At 64.2% G+C, this 23,148-nt stretch carries 24 protein-coding genes; 14 read left to right on the forward strand and 10 right to left on the reverse strand.

From position 1 onward, the window contains the following. Nucleotides 1-40: 40 nt before the first annotated feature. Genes gspK through gspG form a run of 5 tightly spaced genes read right to left on the reverse strand, consistent with a single transcriptional unit; the run spans nt 41 to nt 2,931 of the window. On the reverse strand, nt 41-1,003 hold the full coding sequence (gene gspK, locus RXV79_RS04240; RefSeq protein WP_316702228.1) for a type II secretion system minor pseudopilin GspK: 963 nt from the start codon (nt 1,001-1,003) through the stop codon (nt 41-43). Beyond that, nucleotides 1,000-1,659 carry a PulJ/GspJ family protein gene (locus RXV79_RS04245; RefSeq protein WP_316702229.1) on the reverse strand — a complete coding sequence of 220 codons (660 nt, stop codon included), beginning with the start codon at nt 1,657-1,659 and terminating at the stop codon, nt 1,000-1,002. The genes gspK and RXV79_RS04245 overlap by 4 nt, the downstream gene beginning before the upstream one ends. A 12-nt stretch (nt 1,660-1,671) precedes the next feature. After that, entirely contained in the window at nt 1,672-2,034 is a 363-nt protein-coding gene (gene gspI / locus RXV79_RS04250; protein ID WP_316702230.1) for a type II secretion system minor pseudopilin GspI, read from the reverse strand. Then, nucleotides 2,031-2,564 carry a pilus assembly FimT family protein gene (locus RXV79_RS04255; RefSeq protein ID WP_316702231.1) on the reverse strand — a complete coding sequence of 178 codons (534 nt, stop codon included), beginning with the start codon at nt 2,562-2,564 and terminating at the stop codon, nt 2,031-2,033. The genes gspI and RXV79_RS04255 overlap by 4 nt, the downstream gene beginning before the upstream one ends. Then, complete coding sequence (gspG, locus tag RXV79_RS04260) at nt 2,491-2,931, reverse strand: type II secretion system major pseudopilin GspG (protein WP_316702232.1); 441 nt, start codon at nt 2,929-2,931, stop codon at nt 2,491-2,493. The genes RXV79_RS04255 and gspG overlap by 74 nt, the downstream gene beginning before the upstream one ends. 48 nt (nt 2,932-2,979) lie before the next feature. Here gspG and RXV79_RS04265 point away from each other — a divergent pair, with 48 nt between their 5' ends. Then, nucleotides 2,980-3,573 carry a hypothetical protein gene (locus tag RXV79_RS04265; protein ID WP_316702233.1) on the forward strand — a complete coding sequence of 198 codons (594 nt, stop codon included), beginning with the start codon at nt 2,980-2,982 and terminating at the stop codon, nt 3,571-3,573. A 28-nt stretch (nt 3,574-3,601) separates the two neighbouring features. On the opposite strand, the gene RXV79_RS04270 is transcribed toward RXV79_RS04265, so the two are convergent. Continuing rightward, on the reverse strand, nt 3,602-4,666 hold the full coding sequence (locus tag RXV79_RS04270; protein ID WP_316702234.1) for a nicotinate-nucleotide--dimethylbenzimidazole phosphoribosyltransferase: 1,065 nt from the start codon (nt 4,664-4,666) through the stop codon (nt 3,602-3,604). A 69-nt stretch (nt 4,667-4,735) separates the two neighbouring features. Beyond that, complete coding sequence (gene ilvA / locus RXV79_RS04275; RefSeq protein WP_316702235.1) at nt 4,736-6,307, reverse strand: threonine ammonia-lyase, biosynthetic; 1,572 nt, start codon at nt 6,305-6,307, stop codon at nt 4,736-4,738. 295 nt (nt 6,308-6,602) lie between these two features. Between ilvA and RXV79_RS04280 the strand changes: the two genes are divergently transcribed. Next, entirely contained in the window at nt 6,603-7,025 is a 423-nt protein-coding gene (locus tag RXV79_RS04280) for an OsmC family protein (protein WP_316702236.1), read from the forward strand. 11 nt (nt 7,026-7,036) lie between these two features. Here the strand turns inward: RXV79_RS04280 and coq7 are convergent, their stop codons facing one another. Beyond that, nucleotides 7,037-7,690 (reverse strand): 2-polyprenyl-3-methyl-6-methoxy-1,4-benzoquinone monooxygenase, encoded by a 654-nt coding sequence (gene coq7, locus RXV79_RS04285; RefSeq protein ID WP_316702237.1) that lies wholly within the window; start codon nt 7,688-7,690, stop codon nt 7,037-7,039. A gap of 257 nt (nt 7,691-7,947) precedes the next feature. On the opposite strand from coq7, the gene RXV79_RS04290 reads away from it, so the two are divergent. The 6 genes from RXV79_RS04290 to RXV79_RS04315 all read left to right on the forward strand — a co-directional run bounded on the left by RXV79_RS04290 (nt 7,948) and on the right by RXV79_RS04315 (nt 14,622). Beyond that, entirely contained in the window at nt 7,948-9,018 is a 1,071-nt protein-coding gene (locus RXV79_RS04290) for a porin (RefSeq protein ID WP_316702238.1), read from the forward strand. A 109-nt stretch (nt 9,019-9,127) separates the two neighbouring features. Further along, nucleotides 9,128-10,117, forward strand: coding sequence for an ABC transporter permease (locus RXV79_RS04295; RefSeq protein WP_316703979.1), 990 nt, complete (start codon nt 9,128-9,130; stop codon nt 10,115-10,117). A gap of 20 nt (nt 10,118-10,137) precedes the next feature. Further along, entirely contained in the window at nt 10,138-11,721 is a 1,584-nt protein-coding gene (locus tag RXV79_RS04300) for an ABC transporter substrate-binding protein (RefSeq protein WP_316702239.1), read from the forward strand. Between the two features lie 13 nt (nt 11,722-11,734). Then, nucleotides 11,735-12,649: an ABC transporter permease gene (locus RXV79_RS04305; protein WP_316702240.1), complete on the forward strand. Its 915-nt coding sequence runs from the start codon at nt 11,735-11,737 to the stop codon at nt 12,647-12,649. A gap of 3 nt (nt 12,650-12,652) precedes the next feature. Then, nucleotides 12,653-13,633: an ABC transporter ATP-binding protein gene (locus RXV79_RS04310; protein WP_316702241.1), complete on the forward strand. Its 981-nt coding sequence runs from the start codon at nt 12,653-12,655 to the stop codon at nt 13,631-13,633. Further along, nucleotides 13,630-14,622 (forward strand): ABC transporter ATP-binding protein, encoded by a 993-nt coding sequence (locus RXV79_RS04315; RefSeq protein ID WP_316702242.1) that lies wholly within the window; start codon nt 13,630-13,632, stop codon nt 14,620-14,622. Before RXV79_RS04310 ends, RXV79_RS04315 begins: the two co-directional genes overlap by 4 nt. A 9-nt stretch (nt 14,623-14,631) precedes the next feature. On the opposite strand, the gene lptM is transcribed toward RXV79_RS04315, so the two are convergent. Next, the gene (gene lptM / locus RXV79_RS04320) at nt 14,632-14,760 is read right to left on the reverse strand and encodes an LPS translocon maturation chaperone LptM (protein ID WP_316702243.1); all 129 of its coding nucleotides are present in this window, start codon (nt 14,758-14,760) and stop codon (nt 14,632-14,634) included. A 56-nt stretch (nt 14,761-14,816) separates the two neighbouring features. On the opposite strand from lptM, the gene cyaY reads away from it, so the two are divergent. Next, nucleotides 14,817-15,179, forward strand: a complete 363-nt coding sequence (gene cyaY, locus RXV79_RS04325; protein ID WP_316702244.1) for an iron donor protein CyaY — start codon at nt 14,817-14,819, stop codon at nt 15,177-15,179. Between the two features lie 21 nt (nt 15,180-15,200). On the opposite strand, the gene RXV79_RS04330 is transcribed toward cyaY, so the two are convergent. Next, a complete protein-coding gene (locus RXV79_RS04330) occupies nt 15,201-17,564 on the reverse strand; it encodes a penicillin-binding protein 1A (protein WP_316702245.1) in 2,364 nt (787 codons plus the stop codon). A 306-nt stretch (nt 17,565-17,870) separates the two neighbouring features. Between RXV79_RS04330 and RXV79_RS04335 the strand changes: the two genes are divergently transcribed. Genes RXV79_RS04335 through pilQ form a run of 5 tightly spaced genes read left to right on the forward strand, consistent with a single transcriptional unit; the run spans nt 17,871 to nt 22,982 of the window. Continuing rightward, on the forward strand, nt 17,871-18,908 hold the full coding sequence (locus RXV79_RS04335; protein ID WP_296722921.1) for a pilus assembly protein PilM: 1,038 nt from the start codon (nt 17,871-17,873) through the stop codon (nt 18,906-18,908). Then, nucleotides 18,905-19,561: a PilN domain-containing protein gene (locus tag RXV79_RS04340; RefSeq protein WP_316702246.1), complete on the forward strand. Its 657-nt coding sequence runs from the start codon at nt 18,905-18,907 to the stop codon at nt 19,559-19,561. The genes RXV79_RS04335 and RXV79_RS04340 overlap by 4 nt, the downstream gene beginning before the upstream one ends. A 12-nt stretch (nt 19,562-19,573) precedes the next feature. Continuing rightward, entirely contained in the window at nt 19,574-20,281 is a 708-nt protein-coding gene (locus RXV79_RS04345) for a type IV pilus inner membrane component PilO (RefSeq protein ID WP_316702247.1), read from the forward strand. A gap of 35 nt (nt 20,282-20,316) precedes the next feature. Beyond that, complete coding sequence (locus tag RXV79_RS04350; protein WP_316702248.1) at nt 20,317-20,826, forward strand: pilus assembly protein PilP; 510 nt, start codon at nt 20,317-20,319, stop codon at nt 20,824-20,826. Continuing rightward, on the forward strand, nt 20,823-22,982 hold the full coding sequence (gene pilQ, locus RXV79_RS04355; protein WP_316702249.1) for a type IV pilus secretin PilQ: 2,160 nt from the start codon (nt 20,823-20,825) through the stop codon (nt 22,980-22,982). The genes RXV79_RS04350 and pilQ overlap by 4 nt, the downstream gene beginning before the upstream one ends. Nucleotides 22,983-23,148: the final 166 nt, after the last annotated feature.

Raw genomic sequence — 23,148 nt, forward strand, 5'->3', positions numbered from 1 at the left:
GCTTGCGCCGCTTTGTTGTAGTGATTCCTGCAACTGCCATTCAGCGCTCGCGATCGGTGGAGTTGATGCGTTCGGTGCTGAGCACCGTGATGGTCCGCTGGTTGCGTTCGACGAGAGAGCGTTGCTCCAGCACACGGTCGTTCAGGCGCAAGCGGCCGCGTACTTCGAAGTAGTTGGTGGCGAGGGACACTCGGGTGATCTTGTCGGGGGATACGCCGGGCAATTGCGCCAGCAGGTCCTGCTGCTTCTTGAACGGGGTGCGTTGGCGATACTGGATCAGGCGCTCGGCGTCGCCCACGTTGAGGCCCGGAATGACCGCGGCGATGACTTCCCGCGAGGCCGTGTTGACGTTGATCGACGTCTCGGTCGGCAGCAGCACGACATATGGCTCGAGGCGCTGCAGTGCCTGCGCGTCGACGCCGAGCCAGGTGAGTTGCGAGATGCGCTTGGGCTGCAGCGGCGGGTTGGCCACCGCAGTGGCGGCGCCGGGCGGCACAATGGCGGCCTTCATGCCGGTGGCGAGGGTGTCGGCCACGCTGACGGCGATGTTGACGTTCTCGCACAGGCGGCGCAGCGCGTTGAGGTCGTTGGGCGAGACCTCGAACTTCGCATCGATGAGGTTGCGCAGGTTGAAGCGCGCCTGGGCATCGGTGATGGAGCCGGAGAGAAACGCTTCGGGCCCGTCGTCGGCGTTGTTGTCCTTGTCGGAGGCGAGGAAGGTCGAAAGCCGCGCCTCCGCAAGCGGCACCGCCCAAGGCTCGCCGAGGTGGTCCACCTGGCCTGCCGAGGGGCGTGCGTCTTCTTTCAGGATGAGGCCGGCCCAGTCGAGCGCGCCGGAGAGGATCCACGCCGACTGCGCCCGCGAGCGCTCGGCGGTCTCGACCTGCACCGCACGCCACTGCTGCCAGACCATCGACACCGCCAGCGTGGCCACGAGCGTCACGATGATCATGGCGAGCAGCAGGGCTGCACCGCGTTGTTGACGACGGGAGGGCTGTTTCATTGCGGGCCGAGCGCGATGTCGCGCGTGATGCTGCCGGCAAATCCGCTGCCTTCGGCGAAGCTCAACACCACGCGCAGGGCCTTGAGCGGGTCGGTCTGCACGGGCGCCGAGGCGGCACCGGCTGGCGGTGTGGCACCGTCGGTCACGGTGTTGCCGCTGCTCGACTGGCAATTGCTCCACGCGTTGTCGCGGAAACAGTAGGCCTGCCACTCGGAGAGGCCGGTCACGGTGCGCAGCTGGCCCGACTCGTTGCCGATGAACTGCTGGCTCGTCATCCACTGGTCCTGCAAGGCCTGGGTGGTGGTGACCGGGTTGCCGGCCCAGCGCAACCAGGTGCCCCCGCGCAGCGACCACACCACCAGCTGCAGGCCGGTTTCGGCGCGGCGGGTCAGGCGCAGCGAGATGCCGTCGAAGGAGGGCATGGGCTGCGGCAGGGCGCCGCTGTCCTGCATGGCTTCGAGGTCCTGCTGGAACTGCGCGAGCACGGTGTTGAGCTTGAGCAGCTTCTCCATGCGGTCCTGGCTCGCGTTGCGCGTACTGACGATGCTGTCGACACCTTGCCACGCCATCACGGCGAGGATGGCCATGATGAACATCGCAACCAGCACTTCCACCAGCGTGAAGCCGGTTTGGCGTGGGAGGCTTCGGCGTTGCACGTGGTGCATGCTTCAGCGCCCCAACACGGTGGAGATCGTCAACACGGGCTGGCCTGCTTCGGTGAAGACCTGCGCGTCGGCGCGCAAGAAGTTGGGGTTGGGTGTGCGCTTGGACACCAGCTTGCCCTTGTAGAGCGCCCCCATCTGCTCGCACTGGAACTCGAACTCCGTGGGCACCTGGAAGAAGCGGGTCAGCTTCAGCTCGGTGAGCTGGTTCTCGGCGCACCACTGCGCCGCGGTCACCTCGACGATGCGCTGCGAGTTGTCGGCCAGTGCGCCAGCCGCCTTGATGCCCGCACCGAGCGTCACCGCGACGATCGCCAGGGCGACCATCACCTCGATCAGGGTGAACCCGGTGTTGGGGCGACGCATCATGGTGGGGTGTTGGCGCTGTCGTTGTCGATCACGGCGAAGGGGCCGAGGCCGTCGGTGGCCAGCGCGAGGCGCTGGTTCTCCAGTCTGAGCACGATGCGTTGCGGCGGGATGAAAGGCTCCGGGCCGAGCGTGATCGCCGTGGCACCGACGATCTCGGCGGAGACGCCGTCGCCCATCCAGTTCGCAGGGAATTCACCCGGGTTGGTGAGCCCCTTGAATTCGAAGCCTTCGTTCTGTGCTTCGTGGCGCGGCTCCCAGCGCACCGGGATGCCGGAGGCGCGCGATTCGGCGCGCGCCGATTCCAGCAGGGCCACGAGGCGCGCGGCCTCGTTCTCGAGCTGGGTGCTGGCCGGGTCTCGAAGCGACAGGCTGATGAGGCCGGCGGCGATGGCGATCAGCGAGATCACCACCATCAGTTCGATCAGGGTGAAGCCGCGGGCTCCCCTGAAGCGGGCTTTACTGCCAGGAGCCGATCTCGGCGTCCTTGCCTTCGCCGCCGACCTGGCCGTCGGCACCAAAGCTGTAGACATCGATCTCGCCTTTCACGCCGGGGTTGGCGTATTGGTACGGACGGCCCCAGGGGTCGTTCTGGAGCTTGGGAAGGTAGGGCCGCCAGTTGGGGGGCACGGCGCCGGTGGTGGGCTTGGTGACCAGTGCCTGCAGGCCTTGTTCGCCAGTGGGGTAGCGCTGGTTGTCGAGCTTGTAGAGCTTGAGTGCCTGCATGATGTTGCCGACGTCGGTGCGGGCCGCGGTCACGCGCGCATCGTCAGCGCGGTCGAGCACGTTGGGGGCAATGAGCGCTGCCAGCACGCCGATGATCACGAGCACCACCATCAGCTCGATGAGGGTGAAGCCGCGTACGCGGCGTGGCGTGGATGACGAAGCGGAAGATTTCATGTCTTGCACGGATGGCTTGCAAACGGGGCGTTGAATCATAATCGTCCGATGATGGCGCGATTGTCAGCTTTCGTGATCTGGGCTTTGGTGGCTGCGGCCCTTGTTTTCTGGGGTATGCGCCTCGTGGTGCGAGCCGACCCGGTGCCGCTGAACGCGGCCGTGGTTGGTGAAAGTACCAGTGCGCGTGGCGACCTCTCGCGTCTCTTTGGTGCCGAACCTGTAGCACAAGTTGCAGCGGCGCCCGCCGCCAGCACGCGTTTCCGTCTGCTGGGGGTGATGGCAGCAAAACCCGCTCCCGAAGGCATGACTCCCGGTGTGGCGCTGATCTCGATCGATGGCAAGCCGGCGCGGGCCTTCAGCGCCGGTGCTCGCATCGAAGATCAACTGGTGCTGCAAAACGTGAGCCTGCGCACGGCGTCGATCGGTGTCGACAAAGGCCCTACGTCTTTCGTCCTCGAGTTGCCGGCCTTGCCGCCTCCGGCCACCGGAACCTTGCCCCGCGCGACGATGGACTCTCCGGGCGCAGCGCCACTAGGGCCCCCGATCTCGGTGCCGGGGTTTCCCGCGCCGGGCGCCCAGGTGCCGCCGCCCGCGACGCCGCGGGCCGTGCCTTCGCGCGGCGTCCCTGGCAACGCCCGATGAACCGCGGCTCGCGCTGGCGAGCCTCGCGTCAGAGTTTGCCGGGCCCCGAGTTGGGCATGTCCGCAGGCTGAGAGGGCCCTGCGTCCTCACCCTCGGCCACTTCGGTGAGCAGCGCGGCCGAACTCAGCAACAGCGGGAATGACAGCGTGGCGCCGGTGCCGTCGGTGCTTTCCATGCCCAGCTCCAGCAGGGCCAGGGACTTGAACAACCCGAGCGCCACCGTGAGTCCCGGGTGCCCGTGGCTGCGCGAGAAGACGCAGTATTCAGTGACCGTGGGCGCGATGCGCGCGGCCACCATCAGCGCAGCGCAGGCCGGCATGCCGTCGACCATGATGAGACGCCGCTTGCTCGACGCGACGAGCATCACGCCGACCATCATCGCGATCTCGAAACCGCCATACGCGGCCAGCACTTCGACCGGGTCGCTCAGGTCGCGGTGCCGCACCTGGGCCGCCTGCAGCACCATCATCAGCCGGGCCTCGTCTTCCGGCACCATGATCGGCGTGGTGACGAGGTTGTGGATCGGCTCGTTGGCCAGTGCCGAGAGCACCAGCGCGGCGCTTTCGTGCGAGCCGACGCCGACACCGGCGCACGCGATCAGGTTGCCGGTCATCGCGTCGGCGATTTCCATGCCGGCGCGGATCGCCGCGTGTGCCTGGTCGAGCGTCATCGCCATGTTGACCCGGCAGTTGCGGGTGCCGTGGGCGATCTTGCGCGACATCAACCGTGGGTGCGGGGCCACCGTTTCGGCCACGCCGCAGTCGACGACGTTCAGGTCCATGCCCTGGATGCGCGCGAACACCGCCACGGGCAGCTGCGAACTCAGCAGGCCCTGCACCAGCTTCGCCGTGGAGGTCTGGTTGGGCGCTCCGATCCCGTCGACCGCCAGCCCGTGATCCGATGCAAACAACGCGATCTGCGGCGCCCGGAAGCGTGGCTTGAGCGAGTTCTGGATCAGGCCGAGGCGGATCGCCAGAGGCTCCAGTTCACCGAGCTGGCCGACGGTGTCGCTGCGCCGCTTCAGCTTGTCGCGCAGTGCCCGCTCGAGCAACGGGTTGGCGGTGGGAGCGATGAGCGATCGGCTGACGGGCATGGCAAGGTCGGCTGGAAAGTCGATGCGGCCGGAAGGGTTGTGTCGGGATTGTGAGGCTTCAGCCCAGCCTTACCGCAGGAAGAGCCGGTAGGCCGGGTTGTCGGTCTCGTCGACCCACGGGTAGCTCAGCCCTTCCAGGAAACCCTTGAATGCCTTTTTGTCGCCGCGGGGCACTTGGATGCCGACCAGGATGCGGCCGTAGTCCGCGCCCTGGTTGCGGTAGTGGAAGAGGCTGATGTTCCAGCTGGGATGCATGCTCGAGAGGAATTGCATCAGGGCGCCGGGCCGCTCGGGGAAGACGAAGCGGTAGAGGCGTTCGTCGCGTGCGAGTTCACTGCGTCCGCCCACCATGTGGCGCAGGTGCTGTTTGGCCAGCTCGTCGTGCGTGAGGTCGACGGTGGCGAAACCGTGCTTCGTGAAACCGCGGGTGAGCTTCTCTGACTCTCCGCGGTTGCTTGTGGCCAGACCCACGAACACGTGCGCCTGCTTGTCGTCGGAGATGCGGTAGTTGAACTCGGTGACGCTGCGCGGGCCGATGAGTTCGCAGAAGCGCTTGAAGCTGCCCCGCTCCTCAGGGATCGTGACGGCGAACACGGCTTCGCGTTCCTCGCCCACCTCGGCGCGTTCGGCCACGAAGCGCAGGCGGTCGAAGTTCATGTTGGCGCCGCAGGTGATGGCGACCAGCGTCTTGCCCTTCAGCTTGTGGGTCTCGGTGTACTGCTTGATGGCGGCGACACCCAGGGCGCCGGCAGGCTCGAGGATGCTGCGCGTGTCCTGGAAGACGTCCTTGATGGCGGCGCAGACGGCGTCGGTGTCGACGATCACGTAGTCGTCGACCAGGGCGCGGGTAAGGCGGAACGTCTCCTCGCCCACGAGCTTCACGGCGGTGCCGTCGGAGAAGAGACCGACCTCGGCAAGCTGTACACGCTTGCCGGCCCTGACCGAGCGCACCATGGCGTCGGAATCGGTGGTCTGCACGCCAATGACCTTGATCTCGGGGCGCACCGATTTGATGTACGCCGCCACGCCAGACACGAGGCCTCCGCCGCCGATGGCGACGAAGACGGCGTCGATGGGCGTTTGCAGCTGACGCAGGATCTCCATCGCGATCGTGCCCTGGCCCGCAATGACGTCGGGGTCATCGAAGGGGTGGACGAAAGTCAGGTGTTGCTTGCGCTCGAGTTCGAGGGCGTGGAGGTAGGCGTCGGAGTAGCTCTCGCCGTGCAGCACCACCTCGCCGCCGAGTGCACGCACCGCGTCGATCTTGAGCTTCGGCGTGGTCACCGGCATCACGATCAGGGCCTTGCAGCCCAGGCGATGGGCGCCAAGTGCCACACCCTGGGCGTGGTTGCCCGCCGATGCGCAGATCACGCCCCGCTTGAGCTGGGCCTCGTTCAGCCCGGACATCTTGTTGTAGGCCCCCCGCAGCTTGAAGCTGAAGACGGGCTGCGTGTCTTCCCGTTTGAGCCACACGTGGTTGCCCAGGCGCCGTGAAAGATTCTTCGCGGGCTCAAGCGCCGATTCGATGGCGACGTCGTAGACGCGCGCGGTCAGGATCTTCTGCAGGTAGCCGGCCAGGCCGATGTCGTCCCTGGGCGCCTTGGTTCGGCGTTTGGACGTGGGGCGAACGGGGCCGGTCATGGCTGCTCCTGGGAGATACGGCGGGGGAAGAAAGGGCGCCGGATCATAAGGCAGGGCCTCCGCGCTGCCGCCCCAAGAAAAAAGCCCAAGGCATTGCTGCCTTGGGCTGAATCCACCAATGGAGGAGGTGGAGGAGACAAACGGTGATGTGCGCCTTGCGGTACAGGGTTCACATCGATGGACAAGAGTGTACTCGTGCGCATGTTGCGCTGCAATAAATTTTGCCCACCCAATCGGGTGAGGCGAGGGGCCGCACAATCTGCGGCTTCGACGACTGAGAACAGTGGAATTCAGCATGGAATGCACGATCAACTGGGTGCCCTCTGGGGGCATGACGTTCGTGGCCGAAACCGGCAGTGGCCACGTGCTCGCGATGGACGGCGCCCCCGAAGGCGGTGGTCGCAACCTGGCGCCGCGGCCCATGGAAACGGTGCTGGCCGGGACGGGCGCATGCGCCGCCTATGACGTTGTGCTGATCCTCAAACGCGGCCGGCACGACGTGCGAGGCTGTCAGGCCAAGCTGACCTCGGAGCGGGCCCAGACCGACCCCAAGGTTTTCACGCGCATCAACATGCACTTCGTGATTTCAGGCAAGGCATTGCCGGAGCAGGCGGTGCAGCGTGCCATCCAGATGTCGCACGAGAAGTACTGTTCGGCAAGTGCCATGCTGGCCAAGACAGCAAACATCACGACCAGCTACGAGATCGTCGAGGCCTGAGCTGCCGACGATCAGAGGTGGTGCGCGGTGGACGTCATGACCTTGGCGGCCGCGCGCATCGCCCACCGGACCGGTGCGGGCAACTGTGCCGCACCGGCTTGACGCGCTTGAGCGCCGTGCTGGGCCTCGTCGAACTTCATTTGCTCGACGATGGCACGCGAGGCGGTGTCTGACTCGGGCAGGCGGTCGAGGTGAGACGCGAGGTGCTGCTCCACTTGCGCTTCAGTTTCGACCACGAAGCCGAGGCTCGTGGCGTCACCAATGCGGCCGGCGACGAGCCCGATGCCAAAGGCGCCTGCGTACCACAACGGGTTGAGCAAGCTTGGGCGAGCGTTGAGTTCTCGCAGGCGCTGCTGCGTCCATGCGAGGTGATCGGTCTCTTCGCGTGCGGCCTGCCGAAAACTCTCGCGCAGGGCGGGGTGGCGGGTGGCCACCAATTGGGCGTTGTAGAGCGCCTGGGCGCAGATTTCCCCAACGTGGTTCACGCGCATCAGCGACGCCGACAGCTTTGATTCGTCCGCACTCAAGGGCTGAGGGTTTTCCTTGGGGGTTGGCGTAGGCCGCGCTGCCGTATGAGCTCCCGAGAGCGTCCGCAATGCGTTGTCGACGGCGTTGATCCAATCGTCAATCCGGGAGCGAGGGCGTGCGGTCTGTGTGCGCGTCATGCCCCCGAGATTACCCTAGGCAGGGCGACGTTTTTCATGCGTCTTTTTGACGTGGATTCATGGGTGATTCCATGGTGTTTGCAGGCTCATTTTTCTCGTTGTTCGGGGACAACATTTGCCTCTGATTTGCGGTTGTCACGCTTTGCAGCGAATGGGCCCTCTGGTGGAATACGCCAACTTCCGCTGAGGAGTTCGGCCCGGTGCACCCAAGGGGGAGAGACCGGGACCACTTGTGTTCAACCTAGGAGATAGTCGCAATGAAAAAATCTCTTCTCGCTCTCGCACTGCTGGGCGCATACGCCGCTGGCGCATACGCACAGTCGTCGGTGACGATCTACGGCATCATCGACGAAAGCGTCGCCAAGGGTAACGGTGGCACGGCCGGTTCCGGCGGCGTTGCCGCCTTGGGCACCAGCAAGGCATGGCAAGTGCGTGACGGCGGCCCTGGCTCGCGGCTGGGTTTCCGCGGCAATGAAGATCTCGGCGGTGGCCTGTCGGCTCAGTTCCTGATCGAGCATCGTTTCTCGCCTGATACCGGCAACACCAACCCGGGTACTCAGCCGGCGGCTTCCAACACGTTCTGGTTCGGCGGTTCCTACGTCCAGCTGACCAGCAGCATGGTCGGTAGCGTGTACCTCGGCCGTTGGTACTCGCCGGCGTTCTGGGTCAGCCTGAAGACCGATCCATTCGGCTACGGTGGCATCGCCCAAGTCGGCGCTCTGACTTTTGCCAACTACACCAATCCGTCGGCTGTCGGCCTCGGTGCCCGCACCACCAACACGGTCGGCTACAAGACCCCGAACTGGGGTGGACTGACCGCCAACGTTGCGGTTGGCCTTGGCGAGGGCGGCACGGCTGGCCGGGACACTGGTGTGAACATCGAGTTCACCTCGGGCCCGATTTACGCCGGTCTCGCATATGACAAGATTAATAGTGGTACCCCAACGTTCTCGGCGACTTCCGGCGCGGTTGACGGGAACTCGCTGATCGTGGCCGGCTTCGCCTACAACTTCGGCTTCATCCGCCCGATGATTTCTTACGCAACGAGCGAAACGCGTACCGGCAGCGTGGTGGACACCGATGCTCTGTCTTTCGGTCTGACGGCTCCGGCTGGTCCCGGCCTGATCAAGGCTCAGTACACGATGCGCAACACCGACGCTGCCCCGCTGGCGGGCGTGCCGGTTGACGTCAAGCTGAAGAAGCTGGGCATTGGTTACGACTACTTCCTGAGCAAGCGGACGAAGGTCTACGCTGACTACACCGCGATTCGTGAAACCAATCTGACCAACCACTCGGCGTTCGCGCTGGGTGTTCGTCACGATTTCTGATCGAGTGTGATTTCTGCGCGGTCAGCGCAGATTTCGACAGGCCACCTTCGGGTGGCCTTTTTGTTGGTGTTGCGAGGCAGGCGTCGTCTCGTTGTACAAACTCGCCGAGATGCTCGTCTTCATCCTCCGCCGACTGGCCCAAGCCATCGCCGTCATGCTCACGGTGGCGTTCATGGCGTTCATGCTGTTCCAGTACGTTGGCGACCCCGTCACGCACCTGCTGGGGCAAGACGCGACGCCCGCGCAGCGTGAGCAGCTTCGTGAAGACCTCGGGCTGAACAAGCCGTTCCCTGTCCAGTTCGCGCGCTTCGTCGGGAACGCAGTTCAGGGCGAATTCGGATTGAGCCTGCGCCAGGGCCAGAAGGTGTCGCGCCTGTTGATCGAGCGCTTCCCGGCGACGCTCGAACTCGCCGTGGTGGCCGCGCTAATGGCCTTGCTGGTGGGGGTGCCGATGGGTGTGTACGCAGCGCTGAAACGTGGCTCCGTGATGTCTCAGGTTCTGATGACAGTCTCGTTGCTCGGTGTGTCCTTGCCCACCTTTCTGATCGGCATCTTGTTGATCCTCGTCTTCGCGGTTCAATTGCAGTGGCTCCCGAGCTTCGGCCGAGGGGAGCTGGTGTCGCTGGGCCCTTGGACGACGGGGCTTGCGAGTCTCGACGGCTGGAAGCATCTTGTGCTGCCGGCCACCACGCTGGCGATGTTCCAGCTCACGCTGATCATGCGATTGGTGCGCGCCGAGATGCTGGAAGTGTTGCGAACGGATTTCATCCGCTTCGCGCGCGCGCGGGGTTTGCCCGACAGGCTGGTCTATTTCGGCCATGCCTTGAAGAACACGCTGGTGCCCGTCATCACGATCACCGGCCTGCAGCTGGGTTCGCTGATTGCGTTTTCCATCATCACTGAGCAGGTGTTCCAGTGGCCCGGGATGGGCTTGTTGTTCATCCAGGCCGTTGCGTTTGCAGACGTGCCGGTGATGGCTGCGTACCTCTGCTTGATTGCGCTCGTGTTCGTCTGTATCAACCTGGTGGTGGACCTGCTCTACTTTGCGGTGGACCCACGGCTGCGAATCGAAAGCCCAGCCGCAGGGCGTGCTGCGTAACTCGCGTCGGAGAACACACGATGAAGACCCGTCACCTCGTCTCCATGGGACTCGCTTTTGCCCTGTCGGCCGGCACCGCGCAGGCGGTCACGCTTCGTGTGGCCAACCAGGGCGATGCGCAGTCGATGGACCCGCACTCGCTCAACGAGTCGCTGCAGCTCACGTTCACCGGCAACGTGTACGAGCCCTTGGTGGCGCGTGACAAGGAACTGGGCCTCACGCCTGGGCTGGCCACGAGATGGACGCAGCCCAAACCCACTGTCTGGCGCTTCGAGTTGCGGCGCGGCGTGAAATTCCACGACGGCACGCCCTTCACGGCAGACGATGTCGTCTTCTCGTTCAACCGCGCGGCTGGCGCGGGCTCTGACATGCAGGGCTACACCAACACCTTCAAGGAGGTGCGCAAGCTCGACGATCACACCATCGAAGTCGAAACGCTCACGCCGTTTCCGATCCTGCCGGATGTGCTGACGCAGGTGTACGTGATGAGCAGGAAGTGGTGCGAGGAGAACAAGGCACTCACCCCCGTCGATCGTCGCAAAGGCATCGAGAATGCTGCGAGCTTCGAGGCCAACGGCACGGGCCCGTTCCGGTTGAAGGAGCGCCGGCCCGGTTCGCGAACGGTGCTCGTGCGCCACGCCGCCTATTGGGACAAGGTCGAAGGCAACGTGACTGAGGTGGTCTTCACCCCGATCGGCAACGCCGCCACACGCGTCGCGGCCCTGCTGTCCGGCGAGGTCGACGTGATCGAGCCGGTGCCATTGCAAGACGTCGAGCGCATCAAGGCCTCGCCCAAGTTGAAGGTGATGCAGGGCCCTGAGCTGCGCACCATCTTCCTCGGCATGGACCAGAAGCGGGATGAACTCCTCTTTTCCAACGTGAAGGGCAAGAACCCCTTCAAGGACAAGCGGGTGCGCCAGGCCTTCTACCAGGCCATCGACATCGAGACCATCAAGAGCCGCGTGATGCGCGGCGCGGCGCTTCCGATGGCGCTGATGGTGGGACCAGGCATCCGCGGGTTCTCACCCGATCAGAACAAGCGCCTGCCCTACGACCCCGAGGCCTCCAAGAGGCTGCTGGCCGAAGCCGGGTACCCGAGTGGTTTCGAGGTCGCGCTCAACTGCCCCAACGATCGCTACGTCAACGACGCCGACATCTGCCAGGCCGTTGCCGCCAATCTCGCGCGCGTCGGCGTGAAGGTGAACCTGCAGACCGAGACCAAGGTGACCTACTTTCCGAAGATCCTGCGCCGCGACACGAGCTTCTACCTGCTCGGGTGGACACCCAGCACCTACGACGCGCACAACGCGCTCTCGGCGCTGATGGCCTCGCCCACCGACAAGGGCCAGGGGCAGTTCAACCTCGGTGCCTACAGCAATGCGAAGGTCGATGAGCTCACGCTCAGGATCCAGAGTGAAACCGACCAGGCTAGGCGCAACGCGATGATCCGAGAAGCGTTCGAGGCCCACGCCGCCGACATCGGCCACCTGCCGTTGCACCAGCAATCGTTGGCGTGGGCGATGAAGAAGACCGTCACGCTCGTGCAACTGGCAGACAATTTCATGCCCTACAAGTGGGTGACCCTGAGCGAGAAGGCCAAATGAGAGAGAAGGTCGCGTGAGCGCTGTTTTCAGCGGGCGCTTCTTCGACAGCGACGTCTGGCACAGCTTCAAGGGCTCGCCGTCGGCGATCGTGTCGGCGGCCGTTGCATTGGTGTGCGTCTTCTGCGCGGTTTTTGCCGACTGGGTGGCGCCGCACAACCCGATGGACCTCGCCTCGCTGGAGCTGGCCGATGCCTTGCTGCCACCTGCGTGGCTCGCCGAGGGCAAAGCGCGTTATCTCCTGGGCACCGATGCCCAGGGCCGCGACATCCTTTCGGCCTTGATGTATGGCACCCGCATCTCGCTGATGGTGGGTGTGGCGTCGGTGGTCGTGTCGGTGGTGATCGGCGTGGCGCTCGGGCTCATCGCCGGTTATGCCGGCGGCAAGACCGACGCGCTCATCATGCGCGTGTGCGACGTGATGCTGTCCTTCCCCGCCATCCTGGTGGCCTTGCTGGTCGATGGTGTCGGACGTGCGATCTTTCCGGCGGCGCACGACAGCCTTGCCTTCGCCGTGCTCATCGTCGCGATCTCCTTGACCGGCTGGGTGCAGTACGCGCGCACGGTGCGAGGCTCCACGCTGGTCGAGCGCAACAAGGAATACGTTCAGGCGGCTCGCGTGATCGGCGTGCCGCCGTTGCGACTGATGCGCCGGCATGTGCTGCCCAATGTGCTGGGGCCGGTGACCGTCCTGGCCACGATCCAGGTGGCCACCGCGATCCTGATCGAGGCGACACTCTCCTTCCTGGGTGTGGGCATGCCCGTCACCTCACCCTCGCTCGGCACCTTGATCCGCGTCGGCAACGACTTCCTCATGTCGGGCGAGTGGTGGATCACGATCTTCCCGGGGGCGATGCTGGTGCTGATCGCCTTGAGCATCAACCTGCTCGGCGACTGGCTGCGCGATGCGCTCAACCCGCGCCTGCGCTGAGGCATGAATCCAACTGCATTGCTTGAAGTCGATCGGCTGAGGGTTGAGTTCCCATCCCGCCGCGGCACGCTGGTCGCGCTCGACGAGGTGTCGTTCAGCATCGCGCCGGGCGAAGTCCTCGGGGTGGTGGGTGAGTCGGGCGCTGGCAAGTCGCTGACGGGTGCGGCCATCATCGGGCTGATCGAGCCCCCGGGGCGCATCGCAGGCGGCGAGATCCGTTTCGACGGCCGCCGCATCGACAACCTGCCGCACGACGAGATGCGCAAGCTGCGTGGGCGCCACATCGGCGCCATCTTCCAGGACCCGCTCACCTCGCTCAACCCCCTCTACACCGTGGGGCGCCAGCTCACCGAAACCATCCGCGTGCATCTGCCCATGAGCGAAGCGCAGGCGCGCCAGCGTGCGATCGCGCTGCTGCAAGAGACTGGCATCCCGGCGCCTGAGCAGCGCTTCGATCATTACCCGCATCAGTTTTCCGGCGGCATGCGGCAGCGCGTGGTCATCGCGTTGGCGCTCGCCGCGCAACCGCGCCTGGTGGTGGCCGACGAGCCGACGACCGCGCTCGACGTCTCGGTGCAGGCGCAGGTGATCGCCTTGCTCAAGCGTGTGTGCAAGGAGCATGGCACGGCCGTCATGCTCATCACGCACGACATGGGCGTGATCGCCGAGACCTGCGACCGTGTGGCCGTGATGTACGCCGGCCGTGTGGTCGAAGTCGGGCCGGTGCAGTCGGTCATCCACGAGCCGGCGCATCCCTATACGGCGGGGCTGATGGGGGCGATTCCGGCGCTCGACCAAGACCGCGACCGGCTCCTGCAGATCGACGGTGCGATGCCGCGCCTCGATGCGGTGCCGCCAGGCTGCGCGTTTCACCCACGCTGCCCGCAGGCGATGCCGCGTTGCCGCGTGGAGCGGCCGGTCATGTTCGCGGTGGGCAGGGCGCAGGCCGCCTGCTGGTTGCACGATCGGAGCGGAGCCACATGAGGACGCTCGTCGAAACACGCCACCTCAGCAAACGCTTCGATGTCTCGCCGCCGTGGTTGAACCGGGTGATCGAAGGCCGTGCCCGCCAATGGGTGCACGCGGTCGACGACGTGAGCTTCTCCATCGCGCAGGGCCGCACGCTGTCGCTCGTCGGCGAATCGGGCTGCGGCAAGAGCACCGTGGCGCGATTGCTCGTGGGCCTGCATCGGCCGACCGCGGGCGACGTGTTGTTCGACGGGCAGAACATCGCGCAGGCGCTCGCGGGGCGGCAGGCGCTGCCATTGCGTCGCCGCATGCAGATGATCTTCCAGGACCCCTACGCCAGCCTCAACCCGCGCTGGACCGTGCGCGATATCGTCGCCGAGGCCTTGACGGAGCACCGTCTCGTATCGGGGCGGCACGAACTCGACGAGCGCGTGGCGCAGCTGCTCGGATCGGTCGGCCTGGTGGCGGGTGACATGCGCAAGTACCCGCACCAGTTCTCGGGCGGGCAGCGCCAGCGTGTGTCGATTGCGCGCGCGCTGGCCACGCAGCCCGAGTTTCTCGTGTGCGATGAGCCGACATCGGCGCTCGATGTGTCGGTGCAGGCGCAGGTGCTCAATCTGATGAAGGACCTGCAGCAGCGGCACGGGCTCACCTATCTCTTCATCTCGCACAACCTCGCGGTGGTGCGGCACGTGAGCGACACGGTGGGCGTGATGTACCTGGGGCGTCTGGTGGAAGTGGCGGAGAAGTCGGCGATCTTCATCGCGCCTCGCCACCCGTACACCCGCATGCTGATCGATGCAATTCCCGACATCGGCATGACCGGCAGGGCGCGCACGCCGGTGCAGGGCGAAGTGCCCAACCCGCTCGCGCCGCCGCCCGGGTGTTCATTCCACCCGCGTTGCCCGCATGCGAACGAGCGCTGCCGCGTCGAGCGCCCAGTGCTGCTGAGCCTGCGCGGCATCCAGGTGGCTTGCCACGCCGTCGAGGAAGGGCGCCTCTGAAGCTGCTGCTCAGCGTGGCGCCGAGGCGGCCGGTGCGCTGGCGGCTGCCGGCGTTTTCGGCAGGGTCAGCGGGCCCTTCTGGCCACAGGCCGACAACAGCACCAGCGTGGTGAGTGTGCCTACTGCAAGCCGACCCATGGCACGCACCGCTAAACTGAATCGTCTGCCCGCCATGCGCTGAACTCCTTGTGATCATGACCGTTGAACTTGTGCCCACCCCGCTCACCGACGCCCAGTTCCATGCGCTGACGGGTGCGGTCCTGTCGTCGATCGAGTCCACGGTCGATAGGTGGCTGCAAGACGACGTGGTCGACATCGACACGCATCGTACCGGCGGCCTGCTCGAGTTGAGCCTGCCCAACGGCAGCAAGCTCATCGTCAATACCCAGCCGCCGCTGCACGAGCTGTGGCTGGCGGCTCGATCGGGCGGCTACCACTTCAAGCACGTCAACGGCCAATGGATGGACTCGCGCGAAGGCCAAGAGTTCTTCGCCTTGCTCTCGGCGTGCGCCAGCGAGCAGGCGGGTGTGGCGCTCAGGTTCGCACCGCTGGCCTGAGCCGCTCGATTGCGCTGTGGCTCAGCGCTTGAAGAGATCGAGGATGCTTTTCTTTTCTTCTTCGGTCGGCGCGGTCGGCAGCTTGTCGTCGAGACCGAGGCTGCTCACGCCCTTGCCGTGCGTGAACTCGTCGTAATACCACTCGCCGCCGAGGTTGACCACGCCCTCGGGCGCTGACGCTTCCTCGACCGGCACGCCCTTCAAGGCCTGGCTCATGTAGTCGACCCAGACGGGCAGCGACAAGCCTCCGCCGGTTTCGCGGTCTCCCAGCTTGCGCGGGGTGTCGTAGCCGATCCAGACCACCGCCACCACGCTGCGCTGGTAGCCGGCGAACCAGGCGTCCATTGAGTCGTTGGTGGTGCCGGTCTTGCCGTAGATGTCGGGTCGCTTGAGCGCACCTTGCGCGCGCGCCGCGGTGCCCGAGCGCGTGACTTCCTGCAGCAGGCTCGTCATCACGAAGGCGTTGCGGGCGTCGATCGTGCGGGTGCTGTCATCGCGCGCCTGTGGCTGGGCTTCGTTCAGCGTGCGGCCCTTGTTGTCGGTGATCTTGCTGATGAGAAAAGGGTTGAGCCGGTAGCCGCCGTTGGCGAACACGCCGTAGGCCGTGGCCATTTGCAGCGGCGTCACCGAGCCAGCGCCGAGGGCCATCGTCAGGTAGGCCGGGTGTTTCTCGGGCTCGAATCCGAACCGTGTCACCCACTCCTGTGCATAGGCCGGCGTGATGGACTGCAGGATGCGGATCGACACCATGTTCTTCGACTTGGCCAGGCCGCGGCGCATCGACATCGGGCCATCGAAGCTGCCGTCGTAGTTCTTGGGCTCCCAAGGTTGGCTGCCCGTCGTGACGGCATCGAAGAAGAGGGGGGCGTCGTTGACCACCGTGGCGGGGGTGAAGCCCTTTTCCAGCGCGGCCGAGTAGATGAAGGGCTTGAAGCTGGAGCCCGGCTGCCGCCAGGCCTGGATCACGTGGTTGAACTTGTTCTTGGCGTAGTCGAAGCCGCCCACCATCGCCCGCACCGCGCCTGTGCGGGGGTCGAGCGACACGAAGGCGCCTTCGACTTCCGGCAGCTGCGTGACCGACCAGTCGCCCTTCGGGCCCTTGACCAGGCGGATTACCGCACCGCGGCGGATCTGCGTCTTGGGGTTGCCCTTCTCGGCAAGACCAGAGGTGACGGGCTTCAGACCCTCGCCGGTGACGGTGATCGTCTCGCCGTTCTGCAGCACCGCGACCACCTTGCGGGGGCCAGCTTCCAAGGCCACGCCGGCCCGCAGTTCGTCGTTGTCGGGGTGGTCGTCGAGCGCCTCGGCAACACGGGCGTCGATGTCCTTGGCGTTGCCGGGCAGGTTGACGTAGGCCTCCGGGCCCCGGTAGACCTGGCGCCGTTCATAGTCGAGGATGCCCTTTCGCAGCGCACGGTAGGCGGCCATCTGCTCCGCGGCGTTGATCGTGAGGTGGACGTTGAGCCCGCGGGTATAGGCTTCGTCACCGTACTGGCTGAAGATCATCTGCCGGGCGGCTTCGGCGACGTACTCCGCGTGCACCGCCACTTCGGACGGCGCGCGGTAGCGCAGCGTCTGGTTGCGCGCGGCGTCATGCTGTTCGGGCGTGATGAAGCCGTTTTCCAGCATGCGGTCGATGATGTACTGCTGGCGAACGGTGGCCCGGCGCGGGTTCGTGATCGGGTTGTAGGCCGAAGGCGCCTTGGGCAGCCCGGCCAGCATGGCCGCTTCGGCGACGGTGATGTCCTTCAGTGGCTTGCCGAAGTAGATCTCGCTGGCGGCGGCAAAGCCGTAGGCGCGCTGGCCGAGGAAGATCTGGTTCATGTAGACCTCGAGGATCTGCTCCTTCGTCAGCAGGCTCTCGATCTTCAGCGCCAGCAGCACTTCATAGATCTTGCGGGTGAAGGTCTTCTCGGTCGACAGGTAGAAGTTGCGGGCCACCTGCATCGTGATGGTCGACGCGCCCTGGCTGCGAGATTCCGCGAACTGCGCCACTGCCGCCCGCAGCACACCTTTGTAGTCGACGCCACTGTGCTGGTAGAAGCGCGCATCTTCGATGGCCAGCACCGCCTGCTGCATCACCTTGGGCACCTGGGCGATGGGGGTGAAGTTGCGCCGCTCCTCGCCAAACTCCCCGAGCAGCACCCCATCCGATGTGTACACCCGCATCGGCAACTTGGGCCGGTAGTCCACCAGGCCGCTGATTTCAGGCAAGTTCGGGTATGCCACCGCAAGGGCCAGGCCCGCCAGCATCAGCCCCATCAGCGCCAGAGCGGCCAAGCCTCCCAACGACCAGGCCGTCACTCTGGCCAGCCAGCGCGCCCACGGCGGCAATGACCCGAAACGGCTTTGTGGGCTGGCGTCTGGTCGATCGGTTTCGCTCATGGAACTCCAACGAAGTGGGGGCTGATTATAGGAATTGCCCCCGTCCGCCCGGAGGTGTGAACTGCTTCTCAAATAAGCGACAAAACGCGCTCAGGGTTGACCCGAAGTTGCCGTTTTTTGGCGCTTTTTTGCGTCAGAGTTTCGCAACGAGCTGAGGTTGTGAAAATTGGAAATTTCTTTGTTGTACAAAGACTTTACTGCTAGCATTGAAGTAACTTCTTAACAATCCAGCGCCCATTTTTGAGCGCGTTGGGAGAGGGTCTCGTGAGCTTCCTAGACATGTTGTTGGGCCGCAAGCATCCACCGATGATCGGCTTGGACATCAGCTCGTCCAGCGTCAAGCTGGTCGAGTTGGGGCAGAGCGCGTCTGGTGAGTACGTACTCGAGCGCTTTGCGGCGGAGCCCTTCGAAAAGGGCTGGATCGCCGATGGGCAGATCGAGAAATTCGACGAAGTGGCCGAAGCCGTCCGTCGTGTGGTCACCAAGAGTGGCACCAAGACGCGGCAGGTGATCATGGCCATGCCTCAGTCCGCGGTGATCACCAAGAAGATCATGCTGCCGGCAGGTCTGCGCGAAGAAGAGCTCGAACTGCAGGTCGAGTCCGAGGCCAATCAATACATTCCCTTCTCGTTGGACGAAGTCAGTCTTGACTTCTCGGTGATCGGCCCGAGCCCGACCTCGGTTGGCGACGTCGAAGTGCTGATCGCCGCGTCTCGCAAGGACAGGGTGCAGGACCGGCAGGGTCTCGCCGAGGCGGCGGGCCTGAAGCCCGTGGTGCTCGACATCGAGTCACACGCGTCTCGCCTCGCCATGGGCCGACTGATCGAAGCCCTACCGAACGAAGGCAAGGACGCACTCGTGGCGCTCTTTGAAATCGGCGCCGACACGACGAGCCTCAAGGTGCTGCGTGACGACGAGATGCTTTACGACCGCGATCAAGCGTTCGGTGGCGCCCAGTTGACGCAGCTCATCTCCCGTCAGTACGGCTTCTCCTTCGAAGAAGCCGAGCAGAAGAAGCTGGCGGCCGATCTGCCGGAAGACTACGAGACCTCGATCCTGGCGCCGTTCGTCGACAGCCTCTCGCAGGAGATCGGTCGGGCGCTGCAGTACTTCTTCACCAGCACGCCTCACCACAAGGTCCACTACGTGATGCTCGCAGGTGGCACGGCAACGCTGCCCGGCCTCAAGGACCGCGTCACTGAGCTGACCGGCTTCGCGTCGATGGTGGTGAACCCCTTCGACAACATGAAGCTCGGGTCTGCCGTGCGTGAAAGCAAGCTGCGCCGTGAGGCCCCGTCGTACCTGACGGCCTGTGGCTTGGCGATGCGGAGGTTCCTGCAGTGATCTTGATCAACCTGCTCCCGCATCGGGAAGAGAAGCGCAAGCGCCGCAAAGCGGCCTTCTTCGTGGGCCTCGGGCTCGCCGCCGCGGCGGGTTTGGTGGTCGTAGGGCTTTGGTATCTCGTGCTTCAGCAGATGACGGTGAGCCAGCAGGAGCGAAACCAGTTCCTGACCACCAAGATCAAGGAGCTCGAAGTCCAGATCAAGGACATCGCGAACCTTCGCTCGGAAATCGAAGCCCTCAAGGCTCGCCAGAAGGCCGTCGAAGACCTGCAGATCGACCGCAACGTCCCGGTGCATGTGCTCAACGAACTCGTGAAGCAGACGCCTGAAGGCATCTACTACCGCACCATCAAGCAGGACGGGCAGGTGCTGACCCTGTCTGGCGTGGCCCAGACCAATGAGCGTGTTTCCGAACTCCTGCGCAACACGGGCAACAACTCGGAATGGCTGGTGCGCCCCGAGCTTGTCGAGATCAAGGCCGCAACGGTTCAGGCTGCGTCGGGGCGTGAACAGAAGCGTCTGTATGACTTCGCCATGCGGATCAGCATCAAGCGCCCGCAGGATGTGGACGCGAAGGCCGCTGCAGGTGCAGCGTCGGGCGTGGTTCCTGCGCCGGCTGCTGGCGGAGCCGCTGCTGTGAAGCCGAAACCCTGAAGGCCGCACGCCATGGCAACACAAGGCAAATCCCTCAACGTCGACCTCAACTCCGTGTTTGGGGCGGCGGCTTCTCAATTCCGTGGGCTGAATCCCAATGAGCCCGGCCAATGGCCGATGCTGCCCAAGATCGCGGTCTGGATCGCTCTAGCCGTCTTCATGGTGGTGGTCGGGTGGTTCCTGCTGCTGTCCACCGCAGCGGAAGAGTTGGAGACCGAGCGCGGCAAGGAGCCGACGCTCAAGCAGGACTATCGCGGAAAGCTGGCCCAGGCGGTCAACCTCGAAGAGCTTCGCAAGCAGAAACTGCAGGTCGAGGAGTACGTCACCCAGCTTGAAAAGCAGCTGCCGGGTAAGGCCGAGATGGACGCCCTGCTGTCCGACATCAATCAGGCCGGCCTAGGCCGTGGCTTGCAGTTCGAACTGTTCCGCCCTGGCCAGGTCGTCGTGAAGGACTACTATGCCGAACTCCCGATCTCGGTGCGTGTCTCTGGGCGGTATCACGACATTGGCAACTTCGCTGCGGACGTGGCTAACTTGTCCCGCATCGTGACCCTTCATGGCTTGACCATCGGAGCGGCCACCCCAGCTGGCAAGGACGGCGCTGGCACTGGCTTGTTGGCGATGGAGGCGACGGCGCGTACCTACCGCTACCTTGACAGCAACGAGATCGCGGAACAACGAGCGGCTGCCGCGAAGGCCAAGGCGGGGGCCAAGAAATGAGCAAGAGTGTTGTGCATTCAGCTCGCGCGATCCTTATGGTGCTGCCGGTCTCGGTTGTGTTGGTGGGGTGCACCGGCGCGCAGGAAGAGCTGCAGCAGTGGATCGAGCAGCAGCGCCGAGAGGTGAAGCCCAATGTCCCCCCGCTGTCGGCGCCGAAGAAGTTCATTCCGCAGGCCTACTTGGCAGGCAATGCCGTTGAGCCCTTCAGCGCTCAGAAGCTGACGGTTGCCATCAAGCAGGAAGCTCGGCAGTCCAACTCGCTGCTTGCCGCCGAAATCAATCGGCGCAAGGAGCCTTTGGAGGCCTACCCCGTCGACAGCATGAGCATGGTCGGCAGCGTCACCAAGCAGGGGCGGCCGTATGCCCTGCTGAGAGTGGACAACCTGCTGTATCAGGTCAAGACGGGTGACTACCTCGGCCAGAACTACGGAAAGATCACCAAGATCACCGAGACCGACATCTCGTTCCGCGAGATTGTTCAAGACGCAGCAGGCGAATGGATCGAGCGCACCAGCTCCCTTCAACTTCAGGAGAAGGCGCGATGAAGAACATGCAGGAGATACAGACCATGGGGAAATTGCGGGCAGGACTCTTCGCGCTCGCGTTGTTCTTCGGCGCTTCCGCGGCGACTCACGCGCAGAACGCGATCCAGTCGATCAACAGCGCTCAGCAGGCCGGATCGGAAGTCGTGCGGATCGAATTGTCCGAACCGCTGTCGGCTGTGCCGTCTGGGTTCACGGTGCAGACGCCTCCGCGCATCGCGCTCGACCTACCTAACGTTGGCAACGCGCTGGGTCGCTCCAACATCGAAATCAACCAGGGCAACCTCCGTTCGGTGAACGTTGCGCAGGCGGGGGATCGCACGCGACTCGTGCTGAACCTGAAACAGGCAGCGAACTATCGTGCTCAGCTGCAGGGCAAGGTGCTGCTGGTGGTCATGGAAAGCACGGCTTCTCCTACGGCCGGCGGATCGTCGACGAGCAGCGAGCCGGTGCACTTTGCTGAAAGTCAGAACCCGTCCCAGCTGCCGCTGAAGGGCATCGATTTCCGCCGCGGCCAAGACGGTTCGGGTCGTGTTGTCGTGGATCTGCCGAACAACCAGGTCGGCGTCGACATCCGCCAGCAAGGCCAGAGTCTTGTCGTCGAGTTCCTTCGCTCGAACTTGCCTGAGAGCTTGCGCAAGCGGCTCGATGTCACCGACTTCGGAACGCCGGTGCAGTCGATCTCCGCGTTCCAATCGGGTGACCGCGTACGCATGGTGGTGGAGCCCCGCGGTGCTTGGGAGCACAGCGCTTACCAGACGGACAATCAGTTTGTTCTAGAAGTGCGCACACAAAAGGTCGATCCGAACAAGCTCGTGCAGGGCCCTGGTTATGCCGGCGAGAAGCTGTCGCTCAACTTCCAGAACATCGAGGTTCGGGCGTTGCTTCAGGTCATTGCCGACTTCACCAACTTCAACGTGGTCACGAGCGACACGGTGACAGGAAGCGTGACCTTGCGGTTGAAGGATGTCCCCTGGGACCAGGCGCTGGACATCATCCTGCAGGCCAAGGGCCTCGGCCTTCGCAAATCGGGCAACGTGATTCTCATTGCACCGAAGGATGAATTGGCGGCCAAGGAGAAGGTCGAACTTGAAGCCAAGGCCCAGATTGCCAGCTTGGAGCCCGTGCGCACGCAGTCCTTCCAGTTGAACTACACGAAGGCAGAAGACGTTGCAAAGGGGCTGGCCGGGCAGAGCAGCGGTGGGGGTGGCGGTGCGTCTTCTCGCATCCTGTCTTCGCGCGGCAGCGTGATCGCCGAATCGCGCACTAACCAGCTGTTCATCACCGACATCCCGTCGAAGCTTGAAGAGATTCAAGCAATGATCGCAAAGATCGACATTCCCGTTCGCCAGGTGCTCATCGAAGCTCGCATCGTTGAGGCTGGCGACACCTTTGGACGTTCATTGGGCGTAAAGCTTGGATCCACCGACCTTCGCGGGCTGCGAGGGGGGGTGGCCGGATACGGCACGCCAGAGGCGAGCGTTGGCATCGGCGGCAACATGAATGCGATCGGGCTGCAAACGGGTCAGGTCAGCGGGACCACCATCCCATTCAACGATACGCAATTCATCAACCTGCCCGCGGTTGGGCAAAACAACTACAACGCTGCCACGTTCGCCGTGTCACTGTTCAGCGCGGCAGCGAACCGCTTCCTTAATCTTGAGATCTCTGCGCTCGAAGCCGATGGCAAGGGCAAAGTGGTTTCCAGTCCTCGTGTCATCACCGCGGACCAGGTCAAGGCGTTGATCGAACAGGGCGAAGAGCTGCCCTACCAAATGGCCACTTCCAGCGGGGCGACAGCGTTGCAATTTCGCAAGGCCAATCTGAAGCTCGAAGTGACGCCGCAGATCACGCCGGAAGGCAACGTGATCTTGGACGTGGATGTCAACAAAGACAGCGTGGGGCGCAATACTGCTGCGGGCTTTGCCATCGACACGAAACATGTCCGGACACAGATCCTCGTTGAGAACGGTGGAACGGTGGTAATCGGCGGCATCTTTACACAGAACGAGCGCGATGACGTGACCAAGGTGCCACTGTTGGGCGATATTCCGGTCCTGGGAAATTTGTTCAAAACCAAGACGCGCACGACAGCCAAGACCGAACTTCTGGTGTTCCTGACCCCCAAGGTCATCACGGACAGGACGGCTGCGCGCTGACCCGAGATTGCGACGAGGTAACGTTGCTTGATTGAGTGCTGAAGATTCGAAGACAGGTGGGCACAGATATGAAGTCGAAGACAAGAAAGCTGGTGATGATTCCGTTGGCGGGGCTCGCCCTGCTGTCCGCCTGCGGCGGGAGCTCAGACGATACGGCAGGCCAAGT

Source organism: Piscinibacter gummiphilus, assembly GCF_032681285.1.
Classification (GTDB): domain Bacteria; phylum Pseudomonadota; class Gammaproteobacteria; order Burkholderiales; family Burkholderiaceae_C; genus Rhizobacter; species Rhizobacter gummiphilus_A.

What these genes read in the sequence shown, in the direction of transcription:
- gspK (WP_316702228.1), bottom strand. Translation starts at nt 1,003, where the DNA reads ATGAAACAGCCCTCCCGTCGTCAACAACGCGGTGCAGCCCTGCTGCTC.
- gspI (WP_316702230.1), bottom strand. Translation starts at nt 2,034, where the DNA reads ATGATGCGTCGCCCCAACACCGGGTTCACCCTGATCGAGGTGATGGTC.
- RXV79_RS04255 (WP_316702231.1), bottom strand. Translation starts at nt 2,564, where the DNA reads ATGTCTACAGCTTTGGTGCCGACGGCCAGGTCGGCGGCGAAGGCAAGG.
- gspG (WP_316702232.1), bottom strand. Translation starts at nt 2,931, where the DNA reads ATGAAATCTTCCGCTTCGTCATCCACGCCACGCCGCGTACGCGGCTTC.
- RXV79_RS04265 (WP_316702233.1), top strand. Translation starts at nt 2,980, where the DNA reads ATGATGGCGCGATTGTCAGCTTTCGTGATCTGGGCTTTGGTGGCTGCG.
- RXV79_RS04270 (WP_316702234.1), bottom strand. Translation starts at nt 4,666, where the DNA reads ATGCCCGTCAGCCGATCGCTCATCGCTCCCACCGCCAACCCGTTGCTC.
- ilvA (WP_316702235.1), bottom strand. Translation starts at nt 6,307, where the DNA reads ATGACCGGCCCCGTTCGCCCCACGTCCAAACGCCGAACCAAGGCGCCC.
- RXV79_RS04280 (WP_316702236.1), top strand. Translation starts at nt 6,603, where the DNA reads ATGGAATGCACGATCAACTGGGTGCCCTCTGGGGGCATGACGTTCGTG.
- coq7 (WP_316702237.1), bottom strand. Translation starts at nt 7,690, where the DNA reads ATGACGCGCACACAGACCGCACGCCCTCGCTCCCGGATTGACGATTGG.
- RXV79_RS04290 (WP_316702238.1), top strand. Translation starts at nt 7,948, where the DNA reads ATGAAAAAATCTCTTCTCGCTCTCGCACTGCTGGGCGCATACGCCGCT.
- RXV79_RS04295 (WP_316703979.1), top strand. Translation starts at nt 9,128, where the DNA reads ATGCTCGTCTTCATCCTCCGCCGACTGGCCCAAGCCATCGCCGTCATG.
- RXV79_RS04300 (WP_316702239.1), top strand. Translation starts at nt 10,138, where the DNA reads ATGAAGACCCGTCACCTCGTCTCCATGGGACTCGCTTTTGCCCTGTCG.
- RXV79_RS04310 (WP_316702241.1), top strand. Translation starts at nt 12,653, where the DNA reads ATGAATCCAACTGCATTGCTTGAAGTCGATCGGCTGAGGGTTGAGTTC.
- RXV79_RS04315 (WP_316702242.1), top strand. Translation starts at nt 13,630, where the DNA reads ATGAGGACGCTCGTCGAAACACGCCACCTCAGCAAACGCTTCGATGTC.
- lptM (WP_316702243.1), bottom strand. Translation starts at nt 14,760, where the DNA reads ATGGGTCGGCTTGCAGTAGGCACACTCACCACGCTGGTGCTGTTGTCG.
- cyaY (WP_316702244.1), top strand. Translation starts at nt 14,817, where the DNA reads ATGACCGTTGAACTTGTGCCCACCCCGCTCACCGACGCCCAGTTCCAT.
- RXV79_RS04330 (WP_316702245.1), bottom strand. Translation starts at nt 17,564, where the DNA reads ATGAGCGAAACCGATCGACCAGACGCCAGCCCACAAAGCCGTTTCGGG.
- RXV79_RS04335 (WP_296722921.1), top strand. Translation starts at nt 17,871, where the DNA reads ATGATCGGCTTGGACATCAGCTCGTCCAGCGTCAAGCTGGTCGAGTTG.
- RXV79_RS04345 (WP_316702247.1), top strand. Translation starts at nt 19,574, where the DNA reads ATGGCAACACAAGGCAAATCCCTCAACGTCGACCTCAACTCCGTGTTT.
- RXV79_RS04350 (WP_316702248.1), top strand. Translation starts at nt 20,317, where the DNA reads ATGGTGCTGCCGGTCTCGGTTGTGTTGGTGGGGTGCACCGGCGCGCAG.
- pilQ (WP_316702249.1), top strand. Translation starts at nt 20,823, where the DNA reads ATGAAGAACATGCAGGAGATACAGACCATGGGGAAATTGCGGGCAGGA.